Origin of the sequence: Roseofilum sp. SBFL, from assembly GCF_017746885.1 — a bacterium.
In the GTDB taxonomy this organism is placed as follows: Bacteria; Cyanobacteriota; Cyanobacteriia; order Cyanobacteriales; family Desertifilaceae; genus Roseofilum.
Map to the genome: position 1 here is coordinate 26,069 of NZ_JAGHZH010000039.1, position 22,233 is coordinate 48,301.

The following is a 22,233-nucleotide window of genomic DNA, read 5'->3' on the forward strand; positions in this document are numbered from 1 at the left end:
GGAATTTGTTATGACTAAACCCCAGATTAAAAACCTCTATTACATCACTCACATTAACAATATACCGTCTATTTTAGAAAACGGTATATTGTCTCATCAAGAACTTTTGGATTCCCATATTCAATTCACTCCTATTTATGATTCAGATATTGTTAATCGTCGCCAACATCGATCAATATCAGACGATCAAACTTTATGGAGTTACGCAAATCTTTACTTTCAACCCCGAAATCCGATGATGTATCGGGTTATCAAAGAAGGGTATATAAAGAATATTGCCATTATTTCTATCAAGCCCCAAGTCTTGGAAGAACCCGGAGTTGCGATCGCTGATGGCAATGCAGCACATAACCAAACTAAATTCTACCCTTTAAGTGAGGGTCAGATAAGGTTAGAAAAAAATTGGAAAACAATTCAAAAAGAATGGTGGAAAGATACAGATGGATCGAAGCGAGTTATCATGTCTGAGTGTTTAATCCCTAAACTAGTTAAACCCACTCTAATTGATTCTATTTTTGTGCCAACAAATGAGGTTCTAGAAAAGATTCGTTTATTGATTTATACAAGTAAGATACCAGTCATAAAAGAAGGGAATTTATTTTTTCAGCCCAATAATAGATTCCGTGTCTCTAGTCATGTTTTTCTTGTTGATGGAGATCTGTTCTTTTCCACTATGCATACGCTGACCATTAGTGTGAATTTACAAGGAGTGATGAGTAAAGGATTAGCTTCTAGATCGAAATACCAGTTTCCTGATGTTTATGTAAGATATCAAGATGCTTGTAAGAATAAACAACTAACTGCTACAATACCTTGTCTCTATAGACGAGAAGCTTCATTGGATGAAGAGCTTGCTGATTTAGGGACTCCCTTAAACACTCCGAATTCTGTCAAATGGTTTTTACTGTTTGCCACGAAACGACACTGGAGACAAAACTCTAGAATAGAAGATATTGAAGCGGGGTTAAGTTGGATTAAAGATAATGCCGTCAAAGCAGGAATTAAATCTCTAGCCCTACCTGCATTGGGTTGTGGATTAGGGAAACTTCAATGGTCAGAAGTTGGCCCTTTGATGTGCCACTATTTATCTGATATTGGCATTCCTGTGGCGATTTATTTACCCCGCGAAGAGCCACTCGATTCTAAATTCTTAACTCCTGACTTTTTACTTAATCATTAATCATAACTCATGAGGTTATTTTCATGCAATTCTTATACAAGCATACTCAAATTGGGACAATTATTCTTGTTCTCTTAGCGGCTCTTTTGCCCCTGGTATTTTTCTATCTCTCTAAAGGCTTTTTAGGTGTGGGAGCGAGTGTTTTGATCGGGATTTTAATACTTACCATTTTGTTGAGTACATTAACTGTGACCATTACCTCAGAACGGATTAAATGTTCGTTTGGAGTGGGTTTAATTCATAAAAGCTTTCCCTTGTCCAATATCACCAATACAGTGATTGTCAAAAACCCCTGGTATTATGGATGGGGAATTCGCCTGACTCCTAGGGGATGGATGTTTAATATATCGGGGTTAGATGCGGTGGAAATTGAGTTCAATTCTCAGTCCTATTTTCGCATTGGCACGGATGAACCACAAGCTTTAAAATCAGCGATTGATGAAGCCATTGAAATCGATCGTCAACTCTGATGAGAAACTCTGGCTTGCAAAAATTGCTGTAACCCTTGCCAGCGTCCTTGGTAGTTATCGGGATTTTGCTTAATCCAATCGGCGATAATTTTTAGACTAAGATAGCCCAAGTTTAAGAGCAAGGCTAGAGGGGTTCCATGTTGCTGTAAGAAGTAAAGTTTGCTAAAGGTAGCGTGATGGAGTTTCGCTTTGAGGTTGCGATCGCTAGTTGCAGACACTTGATGGATGACTAAGATCGCCTGAGTGACGGCAATAGAATAGCCTTGTTTGAAATAGCGCTCGCATAGATCATTGTCTTCATAGTAGAGAAAATAATGGGTATCGAATTGGGGACAAGATTCAAATTGGGCTAAATTGAGCATCAGGCTACATCCGGATACCCAGCGAGAGGGAAGAATTTTAGCAGGCGGGTTTTCTGAGGAGGCAATGGGACGTTGATGGGGGAGCAATCCGAGCCATCGATTAAATTGTCCTTGGGTAAACCAGGAATTTCCTTGGCTGTCTTGAATTTGAGTCCCTAAAATGGCTAAGTGAGGATGTTCTGCAAAGCAGGTGTGAATGTAGGGAATGGCAGCATCAACTAAGGTAGTATCCGGATTGATTAACCAAACAATGCTGTGAGGATCGCGCTCATAAATCCAGTTTAATCCTAAATTACAACCCCCTCCAAAGCCTAAGTTTTCAGGTGCACTCAGCAGGGTTAAGTTGGGATAGATTGGGGTTAGGGGTTGAAGAGTTAGATCGTCTGGAGAATTGTTGACGATCAGGATATGCAGGTTCGCTAAATCTGGTGCTGGAATGGACTTAAGGAGTAATTGAATTAAGTCTGTAGAGTAATAATTAATGATTAATAGATATAGCATTTTGAATTGATTGGTGCATCAACAAGATTTTGCCCTCTCCCTATATCCCTCTCTCCCCATCCCCCTATCCCCCCATCACAGCGCGAAGCACTATATTGCTTAGGGAATTAGGGAAACTGGCGATCGCGCACCTCCTGACTAAAGGTTTTCACTGCATCGGTAATCGTCTCGTGGAGATTAGCATAGACTTTTGCAAAAGGGGGTTGCCAACTGGAGAGTCCCAAAACGTCGCTTGTGACTAACACTTGGCCATCACAATGGGGTCCTGCACCAATACCAATAGTGGGGATAGGAAGGGTTTCGGTGATTTTTTGGGCTAGATCGTGGGTGATATTTTCCAGGATAATGGTAAAGGCTCCGGCTTCCGAAAGAGCGATCGCCTCGTGTAAAATGCGATCGCCTTCTACTTGTGCCTTCCCCTGTCTGCGATAACCCTGTCGATGCACGGATTGAGGCGTTACTCCCACATGACCGACGACCGGAATACCGCTTAAACTTAAACGATGGACAATCTCGATCATTTCCGGATAGCCCCCCTCTAGTTTCACTGCCCCCGCTTGGGTTTCCTTCAATACTCGACCCGCCGATCTTAAAGCCTGAATGGGGCCTTCTTGATAACTCATAAAGGGGAGATCGCACACTACCAACGCTTCTTTCACCCCTCGACAGACCGCTTGGGTATGATGAATCATCTGATCCAAGGTTACCGGTAGGGTTGTGGGATGACCTAACGCTACCATGGCCAAAGAATCTCCGACTAAAATCAGATCGACCCCAGCCTTATCCAGCAGTTGAGCAAACGGATAATCCCAGGCTGTGAGCATCACCAGAGGATGACCTTGACGCTTGCGTTTCACTAATTGGCTGGTTGCGATCCCCATTTGCCATTACCCTTATGTCACAATTAAAGAAATGAATCCTGGGCTAGTTTATGGAGTTTCCCCAGAAGCCCTTCTTATTTTAGAAGTTTTTGTCCCTCCTGGGAAAAACGGTTGGCTTTATTGTCTTCCAATTCTAAAAAAATTCTTAATTTTCTGGGAAAATCATGTAACTCTCCGGGGAAGTGTGTAGTTACCTATAAAAGACCTTTCCGTACTGTCACGTAGCTGTCACGGGATACGTGATGGCATCAGGGTTAGTAGGGTCGATACACTTCAGTGGTGTTTCTTTTGCTTGGTGGAAATCTACCTATGTTTGACTTCCTTCCTTTATCCTTAAGTTTATGCCGACGGTGTATGGCAATCGCCACGATTACCTCTCTAGTTGGTTTATCCTTAAATTGGGATCTATCTGTGGCGATCGCTCAAACCTCTTCAGAAAGCGAACAAATTGTCTATGTTCCCCAATTGCAAGACTGGGAAGACCCCCCCCCGGGTCTCCCTAGTCGCCGTGAAAGCGCCGGAAGTCGTACAGGCTGCACGATGAAAGCCGAGACCGGTGGAGAATATCAAGCCTTAAGCTCAATTATGCCCAGACATAGCTTTGGGTTGACAACCCAAGCTTCTCCTACCCTTTATTTCTATGTTCCTCCCAATCAATCAGAGGTTGTAGAGTTTGCTTTGGAGGACGAAACGGGTAATGAAGTTTATAAAGTAGGGTTGAGCCTGAAACAACAGTCTGGATTAGTTGCGGTTAATCTTGCTGACTTACCGAATTCACCAAGCTTAGAGGTCAACCAAGTTTATGTTGGCTATTTTCAATTGAACTGCAATGGACAATGGTTAGATCATGTGGCAACGGGAATCAAACGCATTCCGTTAGAGCCAATGCACCAAGAACAATTAACACAAGGGGCGATCGCCGATCAAATTAGATTTTATATCCAAAATGGAATATGGTACGACCTCCTGCAAACCCTCATCGAAGCTTATCCGCATAACCCGAGTATTCCTCTGAATTTAAATACCCTATTTTCGACTCAGGCCATTGAACTTGAACATCTACTGCCCGTGATTAACCCTTCCCAGCCCATTATCCTCATATCCATTAAAAATTAAAAAGAAGTCAAGGAATATAGCGCAAAGCGCTAAGGAATAGGGAATGGGATTATGCCTCGACAAAATCGATCAACAATGATTGAATATCAACCTCCCTTCTACTTCAACGATGGTTTAATCCAAACCCTGGTTGTAGACTACTGGTATGGAAAAACATGGAAAAAATGGGGCGATCGCGCTTCCTGGTTAAGCCATCTCCCCCAAGTTCCTTGGCAAGAACAGATCTTCACAGGTGCTGAAGGCGTTCCTCTCTGGGGCATATGGAGTTGTCCCACCAATGCTCAAGGGACAATCATCTTCAATACAGGAATCGATGGCATAGTTAAAAACGAGTGGTACGCTCATTTATTCGCTCGCAAAGCTTATCAGCGTAATTTTGCCATTCTTCTCTACGATTGGCGAGGTCACGGAAAAACTGCCCAACTTTCCCCCGTCCCCTCCTCCTACGGTTGGCGAGAAGGACAAGACCAAGTTCATCTGGCAGAACAACTGACAAAACTCGGTTGTCCTACTCCAGTAATTCTCACCGGTGCATCGATGGGGGGACAATTAGCGTTATGGGGATTAAATGCAGCCATCGAAACCCGTTGTTCTCTCATCTGCGGCGGAGCGACTCTCTCTACAAATCTCGAATCTAACCTTTCTCTAGCCCATTTACGAACCACGTTCATGGGTCGAAAAATTGAGCAGCGTTTTGTGCGAAAATTTTGCGCCGAAGCCGAAAAACGGCGAGAACTCTTTCCCCAGACGTTAAAATCGGGTGCTGTGGAACGGATGACTTCAGTTGATCGGTGCGATCGCGAAATGGTCATCGACTACTACGGTTTTAACAGCATCGAAGACTATTATCACCAAACCAGCGCCCTGTACTTTTTGGATCGCTTAACCCTTCCCTACTTAATTATCTATGCCGAAGATGACCCCCTATTCAATCCGCAAATCATCCCGCAGATGAAAGAGCGCATGGCTCAAAATTCCCATGCTCATTTGATCCTCACCCAAAAAGGCGGTCATATCAGTCACATTAACAAACCCAACTATTCAGAAGATCGATTTTGGGGGATGAATCGATTACTAGAGTTTTGCGAAGTGCTACTTGAGAGCTATTGTTCGTCGATATTCTGATTAACTAGGAAAAGGCTCCCACCCTATATCTTTCATCATTGTTCATTCCAATGTCTACCGAAGAACTACTAAAACAAGGCTTTACGTATCACCAACAGGGACAATATGCCCAAGCAGAAGAGGTTTATGGGCAAATTGTGCAGCAGGAACCAGAGAATACGAATGTGTTGTGTTTATTGGGAATGGTGGCGCGGGGACAGGGAAAGTTAGAGGAAGCGATCGCTCATTACGAAAGCGCGATCGCCCTCAAACCCGACTTTATTGAGGCGCGGTTTAACTTAGGTAATGCTCTGAGTGCGAGTGAACGTACAGAAGAAGCGATCGCCTGTTATCAACTCCTCTTAGAGCTACAACCGAATCATGCGGGGGCTTACAGTAATCTGGGTTTACTCTACCATCAGCAAAATCAGATTGCAGAAGCGAAACAGGCTTTGGAACAGGCGATCGCGATCGATCCCAATCAGGTGGAAAGTTTCTATAATCTGGGTAATCTGTACAAGGCTGAACAAGAGTGAGATCGCGCCATTGCCTATTACCAGCAAGCCTTAAATTTGAATCCTAACTTTCCCCAAGCGCTGCTGAACCTGGGAAATACACTACAACAGCAAGAAAAGGTGACAGGAATTAACGTTAAGCGTCGTCAAGAGGCGATCGCATATTATAAGCGGGCAACTGAAGTTAACCCCAACTACACCGAAGCCTATTATACCCTCGGCCATGCCCTCATCCAACAGGGTCATATCGCCGAAGCCATCCTTGCCTATCAGAAGGGCTTAAAACTCGACTCCGAAGAACCCAAAGCCCATACCGGACTTGCGTTTGCACTGCTCAGTCTCGGTTTTCTCGAACAAGGATTTAGTGAATATGAATGGCGCTGGAAAACTGAAGAATTCACCACAGGCAACCTTACCCAACCCTCTTGGAACGGTGAACCTTTAGTTGGTAAAACCCTCATGCTCTATAGCGAACAAGGCTTAGGGGATATGATACAAATGATCCGTTATCTCCCCTGGGTGAAAGAACAGGGAGCCAAGATTATCCTCGAATGTCGCCCACCTCTGAAGCGTCTGTTTGCAACCTTGCCGCACATTGAGCAAATTGTTACCAGGGAAGAGAAATTACCCCCCTTTGATGAACAGGCTTCCTTAATGAGTTTACCTCACTTAAGCAACACATCCTTAAACACCATTCCTGCTCCGCTGCCCTTTACTTTACCCGATCTTCCCGAAAATTTGATCCTCCCGGAAAGCACAGCTAAATTGAAAGTGGGGTTAGCATGGCAAGGCAATACAGAACATCCTAACAATTATCTACGATCGTGTTTGTTTTCTGACTTACTGCCCCTGTTTAATTGCGACAATGTATGCTTTCATAGCCTCCAAAAAGAACTCTCTGAAGGCGATCGCCAACAATTACAGCAAACCCCTATCCAAGTCTTTAACCCAAACTGTGATGACTTTCTCGATACCGCTCATATTATCCGGCAACTGGATCTGGTGATTACAGTGGATACGGCGATCGCTCACTTATCTGCAACATTAGGCAAGCCTACATGGATACTTTTACACTTTAGCTGTGATTGGCGGTGGATGCTCCTGCGTGTTGACAGTCCCTGGTATCCTACTGTCCGCTTATTCCGCCAAACTCAACCTGGAGATTGGTTCACCGTCATGGTTCAAGTGCAACAAGCCCTAGTATCAATTCAAAATTAAACCTTGTAGGGTAACTCTATTAATTGACCATAGAGTAAACATCTATCTCACAAAAGCGGAAATTTCTGTATCAAGCAGCACAAGAAAGCGGCAAATCGATCTTAAAACAAGTACCCATCCCTGGATTTGATGTACACTCGAACTCTCCGTGATGTTCTTGAACAATAATTTGATAGGCAGTAGTCAAACCCAATCCAGTTCCCTGACCAATGGGTTTAGTACTAAAAAAAGGATCGAAAATCTTGCTCCTGATTTCATCAGGAATTCCCAAACCATTATCCTGAATCAGAATAACCACTCTATCGTGAGAATCCCTCTTTGTTTCTATCTGAATTTCTCCTGTAAAATCCGGCTCAACTTTCTGCCTTTCAACCACCGCATCAATGGCATTTTCTAATATATTTACCAGAGCTTGATTGAGCTGTCCTGGATAGCATTCCACTGGCGGAATTTCGTCGAACTTCTGAATCACTTCAATTGCCCCTGTTGCCGACAATGGCAATAAAGAATTGGACAGTAAACTCAGGGTATTCTCTATAGCGGCATTTAAGTCAATTAATTTACAGCCTTGTTCATCTAAACGGGAAAAATTACGCAGAGATAACACGATTTTTTTAATTCGATCTGCCCCTGTTTTCATTGAGTCGAGTAACTGGAGAAAATCTTCTTGGATAAATTCTAAATCGAGGGATTCGATCTGATTCGTAATTACAGGAACAGGTTCAGGGTAATATAACTGATATAGCCCAATTAAATTGAGCAAATCATGAACGTATTGAAAGCTAGACTCAATATTACTATAGATAAACGTAATGGGGTTATTGATTTCGTGGGCTATCCCCCCAACCATTTTACCTAAAGCAGCCATTTTTTCAGATTGCACCAGTTGAGATTGGGTGTTTTTCAATTGTCCTAACATTTGCTCTAAATTGTCTGCTTTTTCCCGTTCTTTTTTCTCGGAATCCCGCAAGGCAGATTCTATCCGGGTACGAGCTTCAATTTCTGCTGCTAGATGCTGATTAATCTGGTTCAGTTCTTGGATACGTTCTTGAACTCGCTGTTCTAAATTTCCGTTGGTAATTCTGAGTTCATTTTCAGCTTGTTGACGAAGTTTTATTTCTTCTTGTAGTTGGTGATTTATAAGGGCTAATTCTTCGGAAGTTTTGAGCGATAAAAACTGAGGAATTAAAGTCACCATAGCAGTAGCCGTATAACAAGAAACTAAGGCAGTAGCCGCTTGCTCAATACCCGAGATCCAGTAATTGGGATACCACAGGGTCCAGACCTCAAGTAAATGGCCGATTCCACAAAGAATAATAAAAGCACTAAATAGAATAAAAATATTTAAGAATGGAACATCTTGACGTTTATATACTGAGTAAACGAGAATGATAGGAATAGAAAAATAAGCTAAGGCAATCAGAGCATCACTGGTAACGTGAAGACTGACTAGGGGAGTTTGCCACAGATAACAGTGACCATGAGGCATATAAGCTAGACTGGAAGAAAAAAGAGAGGCGATCATAGTCTGTTTGTTCACAAAACCTAAAAGCTGAGATCGTTATCTTACAGCATTGCGATCGCCGGTAAAGTGTCCCCAAAAACAGATGTAATTTCTAACCCTTTAGGGTGAGCAGGAGAATATGTTGTATTCTACAATTTCTAGTGTTAGACCCTGCCCACCCTACGATATAGTCGTTGATTCAAATGCCTGCGTGACCTAAAGCCATGGCAGTAACTAGCATTCCTAGAACGAGGAAAGGTTGGGCGCTGGCTTGGTATTTGACATCATTTTCCAGGGGATTTCGGAGGAAATACATATCTTGGAATGTGATTTGGGGAATCACAAATAGGAGCAGAATGGTGGCATAGAAATTTTCGTGAATGCTGATGAGATAGGCGGCAACTCCAGCTTGGAAGATATCAATCATCAGTACACAAATCCAGGCTGCTGTGCCAATTCCGAACATCACGGGCAGGGATTTTAAGCCCAGTTTCTGGTCTCCTTCTACGCTCTTAAAGTCATTAACGATCGCAATCCCCAACCCCGAAAGACTGTAAAATAGGGTCAAAATGGCGATCGTCCAATTCATTTGCCCAAACAGGGCATGACCTGCCCACCAGGGAAAGGCGATATAACTTGCACCGAGGGCATAATTACCAAGCCAACCATTTTGCTTGAGTTTCAGGGGGGGGGCAGAATAGATATAAGAAATATAGCTGCCAAAAACGGCGATCGCCGTAATCACCTTGACTTCATGACCCGCCCAAATATCCAAACCATAGGCCAAGAAGACCCCTAATAATAATAAGATCCAAATCTGAGCCTCTACCTGGTCTGTAGAAATAGCTCCAGAGGGAATGGGTCGATAGGGTTCATTAATGGCATCAATTTCCGCATCATAATAATCATTCATGGTTTGGGTATAGCCCACCATCAATGGCCCTGACAGCAGCATACAAGCCGCCGCCATCAACACATTCTCTACTGTCCAAGTAAAACCTCCAGAAGAGACCGCCCCACAGAGAACCCCCCAAATCAGAGGAATCCAAGTAATCGGTTTCATCAACTGGAGGCGAATTTTCCAAATGTTCGTTTCTTTCGTTTCTGCGCCCTTCATCCCCAGCATTTGCCGAGTTTGGGCACTGGCGCTAGGGGGACTACTGCTAGTGCTACTGCGTCGCCGTCGTCGGGAAGATGTAGATTGAGATGCCGTTTCGTCGTTACTCATAGCCTGGTTCTCCTCAAATTGGGGGGTTACAATTCCTCTTAAAATGAAATGTTCAGATAGCGGTCTTGGAACTTTGCGCCTTTTACGGGTTTACCACTTAATGCCGGAGGGAGCAAAATATTGCGCCGTTGGTCGCCGGCTTCAATGGTGATTTCTGGCCCGTATTGGGTGAGTTTGACCTGTTTCTTATCAAATCCAGGCAAAAATAAACTGACACTTTTCTGAGCGACATCAAGCGTGATGGGTTTCGGGGCACGAGTTGCTTCAGTAAAGTCCGGTAGCGCCTTTTGCAGCACTTGCCAATTTTTGCTTTTCTCAAAGGGCACAATGCTAATACTCAATGGCTCAAATTGAGCCGTAGCGGTGCTAACATCGATCGCCTCATGATCGAAGGTATCGTACAATTCTTGAAAGCTATTGGCGGCTTCGGCGGCCTGGGTATCGTGAATGACGGACTTATTCAAAATCATGCCTCCCACCGTAACCCCGACTTGCTGGGCACTCCCCCACAAATCCATGGCCTTCGCTAATGCTGTTTTATCCCCTGTGGTTACTAAATAGGCTGCCACTCGATTGGGATTCGTAATGGCTGCTTTGCCTGCATCCAGGGTTGAATTGGCTTCTTGAGTGGGCGCAGCAAAATTATCCTTAGACAGGTCTACATTCAAAATGGCACTACTAATGGGCCCCAGAAACGGAGATAGGGCTTGGCCCACATCTGAGTTCACAATCACATCCCGGAACCGACGGATATACCAACTCATGATTTCCGGTGTTCCCAACATTCTCAGGGTTTCGCGATCGCCGTCTCCATCATATACAATCACATCATATTTTCCGCTTTGGTCATAATCCCGCAGAGCGTACAAAGCTAACGCCCCATCCATTCCCGGTAATAACCCCAACTCTTGACCAAAAACTTCCTTAAAAAACGGCTTTTGTAAATACTGCGCTTCCAGTTGCTTCACATCTTCCCAACTGCGCTCTAATAAGGCAGCGCTTCGGAGATTAACCGCCTCCAGATTAGATTCAATGACCCCAGGAGTCCCTTCTTTCACCTGGCCCAACATCAATCCAATTACTGAAGGGGGTTCAGACAGGGCTAACAGCACCCGCTTCCCCGTACTAGCCATATGTTTAGCCGTGGCAATGGCCAAGGTTGTTTTACCCGTGCCACCCTTACCCAAAAATGTCAGAATCAGAGCCATGTCTGTTAATTATTCACAATCACGCTGTTGTCCCAGTTTAGCGCTTTCATGGGTACTCAGTGACCAAGGGCCAAACCAATGGTCACTGTTGGTGATGAATTCAAGGGTCTTACTGTGCCACTAGCTCTTCTTCAAAGAACCAAGTTGAAAATTGACCGCTAAACTCAACTACAAAACCGACACCCGATCCATCGACCATTTTATAGCCGGTGATTGTCCCTACAGGGTTCTGCTTGATTTTGTCTACCAGATTAGCAGGGATGCGATCGATTAAACCTTTTACTTTTACCTTCTGACCAATATCCATTTATTCTATCTATACTATTCATGTTCTCCAATTCCACAGTGTATAGCAATGGGGGATCGTTAGCTGCATCTTACTGGATTATTGAAGGAGCCGATCGTTCCCTCAGAAGAGATTTAGAGGTAAAGACCGTCGAATATGGGCGATCGCAAATTTAAGAGTATTGGGTATTTAGATCTGAATCCTCAACCCGTCTCGGTAAGTGAAGAATGGGGCTAAAGTCAAAGGAAATCGCCCGGTCTACCTAGACGTTTGCCCAATACTCTAGCCCCTGATAGGGTTATGCTTATTGGGAAAGTTGTAAGGATTCGTAGGTATAAGGTTTAGCGATGTTCACTTGGAATAAGATCCGCAGTCCTAACCGTTCAAACCAGGGCATTCCTAAACCCCATCTCATTTTCACCATAAAGTAGTATTCCAGCAGTTCCTTACCCCAAACCACCCAACGGCCTTTGAGAGCATAGGAATTTTGAGGCTCTTCTAAACTGGGATCGGGCAGTACCGGAATCGCCACATAGACAATGCCGGTCTCTCCATATTCCGCTAAACAGACGGATTCTAGGGTCGGACGCTGGAAGGGGGCAGAAACCGCTCCACTAGCTACGGCAATATTGTGAGCGACAGCAACAGCCATCGCTTCCGTCATGGCTCCACTTTTGGGTAAACCAATGGGAATGGGAGTTTTATCGGGTTGGTCGAGAGCCACTGCCACTCCTAGGGCATAAATAGAGGGAAAATCCCGATGGCGATAAGTGGGATTTACGGGAATAAAGCCTTTGGCGTTTGCAACATCTGGCAGTTGTTGCAGGAATTTAGCTCCTCGGAAGGACGGTAAAATCATGGAGTAGCTAAAGGGGAGTTGTTGACCGGTTTTGAGGGTAATTTTGTCTGGGGTAATGGCTGTAATTTCGGCATTGGTAAAGGTTTCTATCCCTCGTTCTTTGAGGAGTTCGCTGGTGTATTCTTTGGCATTTTTGACATCACTTACGCCTAAGTGGCCGATGTAGGGTTCTGGGGTAATGTAGGTGAGGGTGACTCGATCTCGTAATCCTCGACGGCGTAATTCTGAATCTGCCATCAGTAGAAATTCGTAGGCAGGGCCAAAACAACCGGCTCCAGGGGCTGCTCCAACGACTAGGGGGCCAGGATTTTCCAGGTATTTTACCCAGGCTTCCCGCGCATGGATGGCGTGATCTGGGGTACAAACGGATTGGGTATAACCGCCATGGGGGCCGAGTCCAGGGATTGCGTCAAAGGCAAAGGAGGCTCCGGTGGCGATCGCTACATAGTCATAGTTGACAGTTTGCCCCCCTTCTACGGTAATGGTTTGGGTATGGGGGTTGAGAGCGGTGACTTTGTGGTTAATCCATTCAATTCCCAAACGTTTGAGGTGGGGTTCGAGATCGATTTGAATCGATTCTAACGAGGCCATACCTAGGGTGACTCGGATTAATCCAGGGATAAAGGTGAAATGGGAGCGATCGCTAATCAGGATGAGGCGATCGCTCTTGGGCAGTAAGCTGCGTAATTCATGTACTGCTGGAAGTCCGCCTAAACCTGCCCCAATTACCACAACGTTTGTCATCGTTTTTTCTCCAAAGCTTGCCGATCTACTGAACTGTGCCCCCCAACAAGAGGCGAGTTGATAAAAATCTAATATTAATATAACTATATGGCGATCTTATCGAAAATGCAAGGTTTTCTAATCATTATCCTGTGGTTTTAGCCTGGAGGAGTGGAATAGTTAGCTGAAAAAGCCTAAAAAACAAGTTTTTGATGGGATTTCGCGAATCTGAGTGCATACAAAAAGTATAGAATGCTTGACAACTAAATAGCTATATTATAGGTTTAAGAGAGGAGGGACAACGGAGCTAACCGCCCTGACCACTGAAACAGAAGACAGAGGATTATGAATTACCACTTTAGTATTGTTTTAAATACAACCCTGGAAGAGGCGATCGCTCAAGTTACCGATGCCCTAAAACAAGAAGGATTTGGGATTTTAACCGAAATCAATGTCCAAAATGCCTTCGCCAAACATGGTATAGATTTTCATGCCTATCGGATTCTCGGTGCGTGTCATCCCCAGCTTGCCCATCGTGCCCTGCAAGCCGATGACAAAGCGGGAACCCTCTTTCCTTGCAATGTTGTGGTGCAAGAGAGGGGAGAAGGAGCGGTTGAAGTCTCTGCGGTTAACCCCTTGGGAATGCTCAAAGCGGTTGAACATCCTGATGTCCAAGCCATGGCTGAAGAAGCCAGTCAGAAAATGGAAGCCGTTATTCGCTCTCTGAAAACGCCAGTATTAACTGCATAGCAGTGGAAATGGGCACTTTTAAGGGAAAAAATACCCATTACTAACATGAAGCGCTATAACTTGCACAGTCACAACCACCCAGTTCTGGAAGATTAAATCTTTCCTCCAATTTAGGTCACCGTCTCCCCAATGGAATGATATAGAAATTGGGGAGAATTATCGATCCACCACCCTAATTTTAATTCAATTAATTATGTGGAAAATACTATCATTCTTACAAAAAAACTTAACTTGGTCAATTCCTATTTTTATGCTCTTAGGAGTTGTCTTTGGCATAGTTGCCAATCCATCGGGGCTTAAATCGCTCATCATTCCCCTGACCTTCTTAATGGTCTATCCGATGATGATCAACTTGCAAATGAAGAAAGTGATCTCCGGGGGAGACTATAAAGTTCAAATTATTACCCAACTAATTAACTTTGGGATCATTCCCTTTTTTGCTTTTGGCGTGGGGAAACTATTTTTTAATGAACAACCTCTAATCTTGTTGGGCTTACTGCTCACTTCCCTATTGCCCACCAGTGGTATGACGATTTCCTGGACCGGTTTTGCTAAGGGCAATATCAACGCGGCGATTAAAATGACGGTAATTGGCTTAATTGTTGGCTCTATTGCAACTCCCTTTTATGCCAAATACCTGATGGGAACCGTGATTGAGATTCCCCTGGTTAGTATTTTTAAACAAATTATCATTATTGTCTTTTTACCCATGATTTTAGGCCAGGTGACTCAGTTTCTACTGATTCAGCAAGTGGGAATGGACAAATATCAGAAAAACCTGAAGAAAAAATTCCCTGTATTCTCCACATTGGGAGTATTAGGGATTGTGTTTGTCGCTATGGCGCTCAAAGCTAAATCGATTTTAGCCAATCCGGTGATGCTGCTCTCATTGTTAGCGCCTTTGGTCACAATTTATGGATTTAATTTTCTGTTGAGTACCTTAATTGGTAAAGCTTTATTCGATCGCGACAATGCGATCGCCCTCGTTTATGGTACAGTGATGCGTAACCTGTCCATTGCTCTGGCGATCGCCATGACGGTGTTTGGTCAAGAAGGCTCAGAAATTGCCCTGATCATTACCATGGCTTACATTATCCAAGTGCAAGCAGGTGCATGGTACGTCAAGTTTACTGACCGCATTTTTGGTAAACTCCCCACCTCAGAACCGGTTTAGCCCCTTACAAACAACTATTTGATTAGGACTGTTACCATTACTGCGCAAAGCGTGGTAATGGTAACAGCATTTTTGATGCTATAGCGCCCATATTGAAGAAATAAAGTTAGGATACCAGTTTCTCCACTGGTCGGGGCAATGATAATCAGTTTCCAGATGATAGCTCACCTCAATTAATCCAAAATTAATCGCTCGTTTAGTTCTCCCGAACTAAAGTGTTCTAAACGCCGTAATTTCTTCTGAAGGTCGGCATGATGGAAACTATCCAAGGGTTGAATAAAGAAGCGGTTCAACTCTTGCCACTCAAATTGATAGCGACAAGTGATCGTGATTCGATGTTCGGTGTTTTGTATGGCTGCAACTAATGCTTCTAGACAGAGAGCAACATTTGGTTTGAGATGATAGCGTCCCCTTTTTTGCTCCAGATTCCACTCAAAATCATCAAACACAAATAAGAGCCGCTCTCCATTTTTGTGCAATGCTTTTAGAACGCTCCGCAGTCTAGATTTAAGATCTTTATCAGCGTCTCTCAATTTTTTGCGTCGCTTATCCGAAAGCTGTTCGCCTAATCTGTCGCTTAAATCTCCCTCATCAATTTGTCGCCACCAGACCAGAGGTGTATATTCTGAAAGACGATCGCACAATCGAGCGGCAATGGTACTTTTTCCCCATCCTCCCATTCCGGTGAGCAAGACCCCCATTTTTGACCAATCTGTTTTCAATATTCGCAAACAGCTTTGTAATTGACGACGACGACCTACGAATGCATGACGAGGCAGAAGGCGTAATTTTCTTTGATTATCAATAAACTGCTCGACTACATCAGGTCGAGGAATGGGTTCTCGCCCTTTGGTTCTTAGGGGTGTAACCAATGCTCCTGGCAGAAGATCGGCAATGTACAATCGTAGTAAGTGCCACCGTCCAGATTCTCTAGATTGCAGTAGAGCTTGATAGGTTAACGCTAAAGCTTCGGTTACCGTTTTTCCTACCGAAAGTGCTTCATAGAGCTTTCCAGCCGCTTCTGAGGCTAAATCGTCTTTAACTCGGTCTCCCCAACTCAATACTGCCGTTGCGCCTTGGTTTAACAGAGCTTCAGCCATGGAAGGGACGGCATCAGAATATCCGGTGCGACAACCAGAGAGAAACATGAGCTTGGGAGTATTGAATTGCAATGCTCTGGCAATCTCTTGAGCCGTGCTATTTTCGCGCTCTCCGAGTTCTGTTTCTGTGAGAAAGTAAGGTTGGCCATCTTCAATTTCTGCATGACCGGTGAAGTGAGCCACATCGAAGTATCCTTTGGCATAGTCTTCAACCAAGTAACCTAATTCCTGTAAATTGCCACTTTCTTCTACTGTTAAACATAGCGATTTTTTCCGTTCCGTTGCTTTGAGGATCTGCCCTTCTTCAGCCTCAAAATCCAGCACTGTCTTAACTCCAGAAGGCGATGTTGCCATAAACAAAACATTGAGAACTCGATTATTGGGTTGGTTGTGTAGACTCAAACTGGGTGTTCTTCGCTTAACCCACCCTACCGGAACGATCGCCGGATTGTACTCCACTAAAAACCGCTCTCCATCATGCAATATTTCCCAAGGTAGATTAGCCAATCCCTGTTCTGCGGCAATAGCGAGAACAATTTGTTCCCCGTGAGGACAGTCTCTGAGCGTATTTTCCAGACGGTAATTTTGATTTAACCAGTCATAAAGGATGTGCCCAGTTTCAGGATAGGGAAGAGGAAGGTAAGTATAATAACTTTCTTGTGCCCATTGATTCAACTTTCCAATCTCATCTAATGGCAGCCAGAGTTCCTGAAATTCATTCGGATGATCCCAAAAGAAGCGAACTTTCGCCTCTTCACTCCCACTGAGTTTCAAATCGATATGCAGAATCTGAACCATTTGATCGTTAACAATTTTATTTACTCCAAGAGTTCTTTAATTTGCTCGACTGTGGCATCCTTGAGCAGTAAACGCCGACCGTCATCGGTGACAATCATTACTTTTTCCAACTTGCGTCCTGAGTCTTTCTTCTGGGACTTCTGATACCATTCGTAGAGTTGCTTGGCGATCGCCATTGTTCCCCCGACAATACCAACAATAGTGGCGATCGTGGTTAATACCTCGGCTCTCTGGGGTTCATGGAGCGTTTCATAACTGCCCTCAATTCCAGCAATATTAAGTAACTCCTCAGTTGCCCTCTCTGCATCTTGACCAACAATTTCAATCTTCATGGGTTAACTCCGACTCATCTCTCTGGTTAAGTGTTCTTTCTCTATTTTCAGAAACTATAGAGGAAACCCGAAGAATTCACCAGTGAAGAGTTCAATTCTATTGCTAGACTCATTAAGTACGATTTCATCTACCCTACCCCCAAATCTGTGAATTCTAGTTCTTCTCCTCTTCAGCGTTTAATTCAGTATAGTGGCCCCTATCAGAATAAAGTCCGGTTGGCGATCGCCACTTCGATCCTCAACAAAATCTTCGATCTTGCCCCTCCCATCCTGATTGGGATCGCGGTGGATGTGGTGGTTAAACAAGAAAATTCGGCGATCGCCGCTTTGGGAATTACCAGCGTTTTTACCCAACTCTTACTCCTCACCCTGCTGTCAGCCCTAGTTTGGGGATTGGAATCTGCGTTTCAATATGCCTATGAACGGTTGTGGCGCAATTTAGCCCAAACCATTCAACATCATCTCCGTTTAGATGCCTACAGTCATTTACAAAACCTGGAAATTGCCTATTTTGAAGACCGCAGCACAGGCGAGTTAATGTCGATTCTCAATGATGATATTAACCAATTGGAGCGCTTTTTGGATGTGGGAGCCAATGAAGTAATTCAAGTGGCAACGACTGTTTTAATTATTGGCTCAATGTTTCTGATCCTAGCACCGGAAGTCGCTTGGATGACCCTTGTCCCCATGCCATTTATTATTTGGGGTTCAATCGCCTATCAAAAATTTCTCGCTCCTCGCTATACGAAAGTGCGGCAAAATGCGGGCTTTCTCAACCATCGTTTAGCCAATAATCTCAGTGGTATTACCACAATTAAAAGTTTTACCGCCGAAGAATACGAAGTCAAGCGGGTGGGCCAAGATTCAACTGCCTATCAACACTCCAATGAGGAGGCGATCGCCTATTCTGCGGCGTTTATTCCCTTGGTGCGGATGTTAATTTTACTCGGTTTTAGCTGTATCCTGCTCTATGGAGGTTTGGAGGTCACGAATGGGACTTTAGCCGTGGGAACCTACAGCACCTTGGTGTTTATGACTCAACGGTTACTTTGGCCCCTTACTCGCCTCGGAAGTACTCTGGATTTATGTCAGCGTGCCATGGCTTCAACTCGCCGGGTTATGGCATTATTAGATACGCCCATTGCCATTCATACGGGTGATATTCCCCTTGCCTTGGAGACGGTGCGCGGTGAAGTTGTGCTGAAAGAGGTCAGTTTTTCCTATCGCGATCGCCTGCCGGTATTAAACCAGGTCTCTTTGACCATTCCTGCGGGCAAAACAATTGCTATTGTTGGCTCAACAGGTTCGGGAAAAAGTACCTTAGTTAAGCTCCTGTTGCGGCTCTATGAAGTTCAAAATGGTTCAATTACGTTAGATGGTCTAGAGTTGCAAACACTACAGCTAGAAGATTTGCGGCGCTGTATTGGGTTAGTCAGCCAAGATGTGTTTTTATTTCATGGAACAGTGGCTGAAAATATCGCCTATGGCACATTTAATGCCTCTGAACCCGACATTGTTGCAGCAGCAACATTGGTGGAAGCCCACGACTTTATTATGGAATTACCGCAAAAATATGATACAATTGTCGGGGAGCGAGGTCAGAAATTATCCGGAGGACAACGGCAACGATTGGCGATCGCTCGTGCCATTGTTAAAAATCCCCCGATTCTGATTCTGGATGAAGCCACATCTGCGGTAGATAATGAGACAGAAGCGGCGATTCAGCGATCGCTAGAGAGAATCACTCAAAATCGGACGACGATCGCGATCGCTCACCGGCTTTCTACCATCCGCAACGCCCATTGTATCTACGTCATGGAGCGCGGCAAAGTCATCGAATCTGGTCGTCATGAAGAGTTGCTAGATTACAATGGTGTCTATGCCAGTTTATGGCGCATTCAAATGGGAGAATCAGTTTTAGCCCAATCCTAATCAGGTCAAATCTGGACTGCGATCGTTTATACTCTATTAGGAACTGGTAGCGATAGTAGTTGTATGGATTAAGAGCCTAATGATATGTACGGGGAATATCGTAAAATTTCAGATAACTCAGCAATCATTCCAGGAGTACTCCAAGTCTTACTACTGAGTTGTTGTATCCACAACAATTTTCTCTCATCTGAGGAGAGAGTTTCAAAATCTATATAATATTCGTCACCACTATCTAGTGTGTAAATGCATCTTGTTGTATAATCTATTGACCAATGAATGTATTGATCATTGAACATTGTTTGCAACCTAACTAAATCGACAATAAAGCGGTTTCCTTGTTTAGTAACAAACCAATCTTCAAAGTTTTGTAGTAAATATTCTTGAATCTCAGGGACACTTACATCTAGATAATTATTACACATCTCAGCAATCTTTTTGTAATCCTGAGTTTGAGCATAGGAATTACAAATTTGAAGAAATTGGTTAATTTCTTCTCTATTTTCTTCCTCTTCACTATCTTGGTTATGTTGCTTTGAGTCATATAACTCATCTTCATTAATTTGTACAAAGCCATCAGATTCAGTATCTCTTGAACATTGAAGAAAGTCTTCAATTTCTTGTCGCCATTCAGTCCAATTACGGACTTTACAAGCATGGTTTTGCAATTCATCAATATTAGCACCAAAGTGATATGCTTCCTCCAAGAGCTTAAGGCACAGCCATTCATTGATATAATTCAATCTTTTCCGAAGAATTCCTCGTATATAAAAGAGTTTCTGGATGTAAGGCTTAGTCTTCTCTAATTTCTTTGTTTTACAAATTCCTCCAATTTTAGACCAAGCATGACTAATGCTCTTTTGGGTCACTTGGCCATTGTCATATTCTAAGTATTGTGTAGTCGCAATACGCATTGCTTCCATAATTTCATCAGCATTATGCTGTCTCAATAATTTCTTTAAACTTTTTAGCCCTTGCTCAGAAAGTTTATATGGCTCAACCAACTCTGCCCAAAACTCAGCAACTTGCTCCATCAAATACTGATCCAGTTCAAGTAATCCCCTTTGCCAATCCATCATCATCTCAATTTGCTCACGCCGTTCTTGAAGCTCTTCCATTTGTGTGCGCTGGCGGTCGATGATGGTGGTATCTGCTAAAGTTCGATCACTTTTGCCTAAATTGCAGTCTACACAGGATGTAATAAGATTTAATAAGTCGTTACTTCCACCTTGAGAGACTGGATTAATGTGATCTACATGAAGGGTAACATCCGGCGCTTTCTTTCCACAGTATTGGCAAGTAAATTTATCTCGTTTGAAAATCTCAAACCGAATCGACTTACGAATAGGTTGTCGCTTAGATCCTTGATGACTCATATAGCTCTGTGCAATAAGACTCAATTTATCAAAAACTCCTGCTAGTGAGAATATTCTATTAGAGCTTTGATTTCATGATTATAACAGTTGTCGGACTTGAGCCAGTACTTCTTCATCTGCTAAAAATTCAATATAGTGCAGTACCTCGATTTGTAGAGACTCTGGTAATGTCTCTAATTTCTCTAAAATTACCGGTTGAATCATTATTATTTCACCTTTTCTTGTTTAACTAAAAAAACTCACAGCTTTTTCTCTCGTTTTCCCATGCTTTCAACTTCTTCAATCAAACCTTCAAAATCAATACGATCGAGCTTTCTTTCTCGGAGTAACTGCACTGTTGTCTGTACCCACAAGTAGAAGTCTCGATCGTAAAGTTCGGATAGATTAGAAGCAGCTTTTACCTGCAACTCTGGATTCATAACTCCCTATTTCTTAAGCTTGAACGGTTTGATTGGCGAGTTCTTCTAAACGAAGTTGCTGATCTTGAGTGATGCAAGCTTGAATCAAGTTTTCAATGTTGCCTTCTAAGGCACTTCCTAGGGAAAAGTTTTGACCCAGACGGTGATCGGTGATTCGGTTATCCTTGTAGTTGTAGGTGCGGATCTTTTCCGATCGCGAACCTGTCCCAACCTGCGATCGCCGCATATCCGTAACCGCATCCTGCTGTTCTTGCAGCTTCATATCATACAACTTCGCCCGCAAAATCTGCATCGCCCGTTCTCGGTTTTGCAACTGCGATCGCTCTTCCGTACAAAATACCCGAATTCCCGTCGGCTTGTGGAACAAGTCCACCGCCGTTTCCACCTTGTTCACATTTTGTCCACCTGCACCGCCGGAACGAGCCGTGCTAATTTCTACGTCCTTAGCATCGATCTCAACTTCTACCTCGTCTACTTCCGGCATAATTGCCACCGTCGCCGTTGACGTATGAACTCGTCCCCCCGTTTCCGTCACTGGAACCCGTTGCACCCGGTGAACACCTGCCTCAAACTTCAGCTTACTATAAACTTGCTCCCCTTTCACCTCAAGGATTGCCTGCTTAAATCCACCCATTTCTGCTGGAGACTCACTGACAAGCTGCACCTTCCAGCCTTGCACTTCCGAATAGCGGGAATACATCCTTAACAGATCGCCCGCCCAAATACTCGCTTCATCTCCTCCCGTACCTCCACGAATTTCCAACATAATATTCTTATCATCATTGGGATCTCGGGGCAGTAATAAAATTGTTAATCGATGTTCTAACTGATCGATTTTTGTTTCTAGATCCTGTACTTCCAAGGCAGCGATCTCTTGCAACTCGCGATCGCCACTCGACTCCTTATAAATTTCTCTAGCTCCCATCAACTCGTCTTGAGCCTTTTTCCAGATCTCATAAGTATTCACCACTTCCTCCAGAGACGCACGAGCCTTAGCCACCCGTTGCACCTCCTCTGGATTCGTGGCAATATCTGGATCGGCTAACCGACGAGTCAATTCATTAAACGTTTGTTCAACGGAAGTAAGTTTGTCAAGAAGATATGCTTCAGCCATTGTTCTAGTGTCCAAGATTTAGGTTGTTTACAGCAGGGGAGTGATACATGGACTGTAGGTTTAAACCCCTACAACCCACCAAGACC

The 22,233-nt window shown here is 43.9% G+C and carries 21 protein-coding genes and 1 pseudogene; 9 read left to right on the plus strand and 13 right to left on the minus strand.

The features are described from left to right. The first annotated feature begins 10 nt into the window (after positions 1 to 10). The gene (locus J7545_RS04080) at positions 11 to 1,180 is read left to right on the plus strand and encodes a DarT ssDNA thymidine ADP-ribosyltransferase family protein (RefSeq protein ID WP_318719185.1); all 1,170 of its coding nucleotides are present in this window, start codon (positions 11 to 13) and stop codon (positions 1,178 to 1,180) included. Positions 1,181 to 1,203: 23 nt separating this feature from the next. Further along, complete coding sequence (locus tag J7545_RS04085) at positions 1,204 to 1,650, plus strand: hypothetical protein (RefSeq protein WP_318719186.1); 447 nt, start codon at positions 1,204 to 1,206, stop codon at positions 1,648 to 1,650. On the opposite strand, the gene J7545_RS04090 is transcribed toward J7545_RS04085, so the two are convergent. Together J7545_RS04090 and panB are read right to left on the minus strand one after the other, a co-directional pair. After that, the gene (locus J7545_RS04090) at positions 1,641 to 2,513 is read right to left on the minus strand and encodes a glycosyltransferase (RefSeq protein ID WP_318719187.1); all 873 of its coding nucleotides are present in this window, start codon (positions 2,511 to 2,513) and stop codon (positions 1,641 to 1,643) included. The two genes, J7545_RS04085 and J7545_RS04090, sit on opposite strands and share 10 nt — an antisense overlap. 107 nt (positions 2,514 to 2,620) lie before the next feature. Next, positions 2,621 to 3,394: a 3-methyl-2-oxobutanoate hydroxymethyltransferase gene (gene panB / locus J7545_RS04095; protein ID WP_318719188.1), complete on the minus strand. Its 774-nt coding sequence runs from the start codon at positions 3,392 to 3,394 to the stop codon at positions 2,621 to 2,623. A 309-nt stretch (positions 3,395 to 3,703) separates the two neighbouring features. Here panB and J7545_RS04100 point away from each other — a divergent pair, with 309 nt between their 5' ends. The 3 genes and pseudogenes from J7545_RS04100 (at position 3,704) to J7545_RS04110 (ending at position 7,347) form a co-directional block, all read left to right on the plus strand. Continuing rightward, positions 3,704 to 4,510 (plus strand): DUF928 domain-containing protein, encoded by an 807-nt coding sequence (locus tag J7545_RS04100; RefSeq protein WP_318719189.1) that lies wholly within the window; start codon positions 3,704 to 3,706, stop codon positions 4,508 to 4,510. A 51-nt stretch (positions 4,511 to 4,561) separates the two neighbouring features. Continuing rightward, positions 4,562 to 5,635 (plus strand): YheT family hydrolase, encoded by a 1,074-nt coding sequence (locus J7545_RS04105; protein WP_318719190.1) that lies wholly within the window; start codon positions 4,562 to 4,564, stop codon positions 5,633 to 5,635. Between the two features lie 50 nt (positions 5,636 to 5,685). Further along, positions 5,686 to 7,347: pseudogene (locus J7545_RS04110) on the plus strand (tetratricopeptide repeat protein). Positions 7,348 to 7,417: 70 nt separating this feature from the next. Here the strand turns inward: J7545_RS04110 and J7545_RS04115 are convergent. The 4 genes from J7545_RS04115 to J7545_RS04130 form a co-directional block, all read right to left on the minus strand. Continuing rightward, complete coding sequence (locus J7545_RS04115; RefSeq protein WP_318719191.1) at positions 7,418 to 8,872, minus strand: sensor histidine kinase; 1,455 nt, start codon at positions 8,870 to 8,872, stop codon at positions 7,418 to 7,420. Between the two features lie 178 nt (positions 8,873 to 9,050). Continuing rightward, positions 9,051 to 10,079 carry a chlorophyll synthase ChlG gene (gene chlG / locus J7545_RS04120; RefSeq protein ID WP_318700806.1) on the minus strand — a complete coding sequence of 343 codons (1,029 nt, stop codon included), beginning with the start codon at positions 10,077 to 10,079 and terminating at the stop codon, positions 9,051 to 9,053. Positions 10,080 to 10,117: 38 nt separating this feature from the next. Further along, positions 10,118 to 11,287, minus strand: coding sequence for an ArsA family ATPase (locus J7545_RS04125; protein WP_318700804.1), 1,170 nt, complete (start codon positions 11,285 to 11,287; stop codon positions 10,118 to 10,120). Positions 11,288 to 11,396: 109 nt separating this feature from the next. Beyond that, positions 11,397 to 11,594, minus strand: a complete 198-nt coding sequence (locus J7545_RS04130; RefSeq protein ID WP_271943546.1) for a DUF2862 domain-containing protein — start codon at positions 11,592 to 11,594, stop codon at positions 11,397 to 11,399. A gap of 20 nt (positions 11,595 to 11,614) precedes the next feature. Between J7545_RS04130 and J7545_RS04135 the strand changes: the two genes are divergently transcribed. Next, on the plus strand, positions 11,615 to 11,749 hold the full coding sequence (locus J7545_RS04135) for a hypothetical protein (RefSeq protein ID WP_318700803.1): 135 nt from the start codon (positions 11,615 to 11,617) through the stop codon (positions 11,747 to 11,749). Positions 11,750 to 11,877: 128 nt separating this feature from the next. On the opposite strand, the gene J7545_RS04140 is transcribed toward J7545_RS04135, so the two are convergent. Next, a complete protein-coding gene (locus J7545_RS04140; RefSeq protein WP_318700801.1) occupies positions 11,878 to 13,176 on the minus strand; it encodes an NAD(P)/FAD-dependent oxidoreductase in 1,299 nt (432 codons plus the stop codon). A 324-nt stretch (positions 13,177 to 13,500) separates the two neighbouring features. On the opposite strand from J7545_RS04140, the gene J7545_RS04145 reads away from it, so the two are divergent. Then, a complete protein-coding gene (locus tag J7545_RS04145) occupies positions 13,501 to 13,905 on the plus strand; it encodes a DUF302 domain-containing protein (protein ID WP_318700800.1) in 405 nt (134 codons plus the stop codon). A gap of 193 nt (positions 13,906 to 14,098) precedes the next feature. Next, positions 14,099 to 15,079 carry an arsenic resistance protein gene (locus J7545_RS04150; RefSeq protein ID WP_318700799.1) on the plus strand — a complete coding sequence of 327 codons (981 nt, stop codon included), beginning with the start codon at positions 14,099 to 14,101 and terminating at the stop codon, positions 15,077 to 15,079. A 173-nt stretch (positions 15,080 to 15,252) separates the two neighbouring features. On the opposite strand, the gene J7545_RS04155 is transcribed toward J7545_RS04150, so the two are convergent. Together J7545_RS04155 and J7545_RS04160 are read right to left on the minus strand one after the other, a co-directional pair. Beyond that, positions 15,253 to 16,977: a CHAT domain-containing protein gene (locus tag J7545_RS04155; protein ID WP_318700798.1), complete on the minus strand. Its 1,725-nt coding sequence runs from the start codon at positions 16,975 to 16,977 to the stop codon at positions 15,253 to 15,255. A gap of 20 nt (positions 16,978 to 16,997) precedes the next feature. After that, on the minus strand, positions 16,998 to 17,309 hold the full coding sequence (locus tag J7545_RS04160) for a hypothetical protein (protein WP_318700797.1): 312 nt from the start codon (positions 17,307 to 17,309) through the stop codon (positions 16,998 to 17,000). A gap of 147 nt (positions 17,310 to 17,456) precedes the next feature. Between J7545_RS04160 and J7545_RS04165 the strand changes: the two genes are divergently transcribed. Further along, positions 17,457 to 19,241, plus strand: a complete 1,785-nt coding sequence (locus tag J7545_RS04165; protein ID WP_318700796.1) for an ABC transporter ATP-binding protein — start codon at positions 17,457 to 17,459, stop codon at positions 19,239 to 19,241. Positions 19,242 to 19,309: 68 nt separating this feature from the next. Here J7545_RS04165 and J7545_RS04170 read toward each other — a convergent pair whose 3' ends face one another. From J7545_RS04170 to prfA, 4 genes are all read right to left on the minus strand, one after another. Continuing rightward, positions 19,310 to 20,614, minus strand: coding sequence for an HNH endonuclease (locus tag J7545_RS04170; protein ID WP_318700794.1), 1,305 nt, complete (start codon positions 20,612 to 20,614; stop codon positions 19,310 to 19,312). 78 nt (positions 20,615 to 20,692) lie between these two features. After that, entirely contained in the window at positions 20,693 to 20,818 is a 126-nt protein-coding gene (locus J7545_RS04175; protein ID WP_318719192.1) for a DUF2281 domain-containing protein, read from the minus strand. Positions 20,819 to 20,853: 35 nt separating this feature from the next. After that, positions 20,854 to 21,033 carry a DUF29 family protein gene (locus tag J7545_RS04180; protein WP_318700792.1) on the minus strand — a complete coding sequence of 60 codons (180 nt, stop codon included), beginning with the start codon at positions 21,031 to 21,033 and terminating at the stop codon, positions 20,854 to 20,856. 13 nt (positions 21,034 to 21,046) lie between these two features. Then, entirely contained in the window at positions 21,047 to 22,147 is a 1,101-nt protein-coding gene (prfA, locus tag J7545_RS04185) for a peptide chain release factor 1 (protein WP_318700791.1), read from the minus strand. Between the last annotated feature and the right edge of the window lie 86 nt (positions 22,148 to 22,233).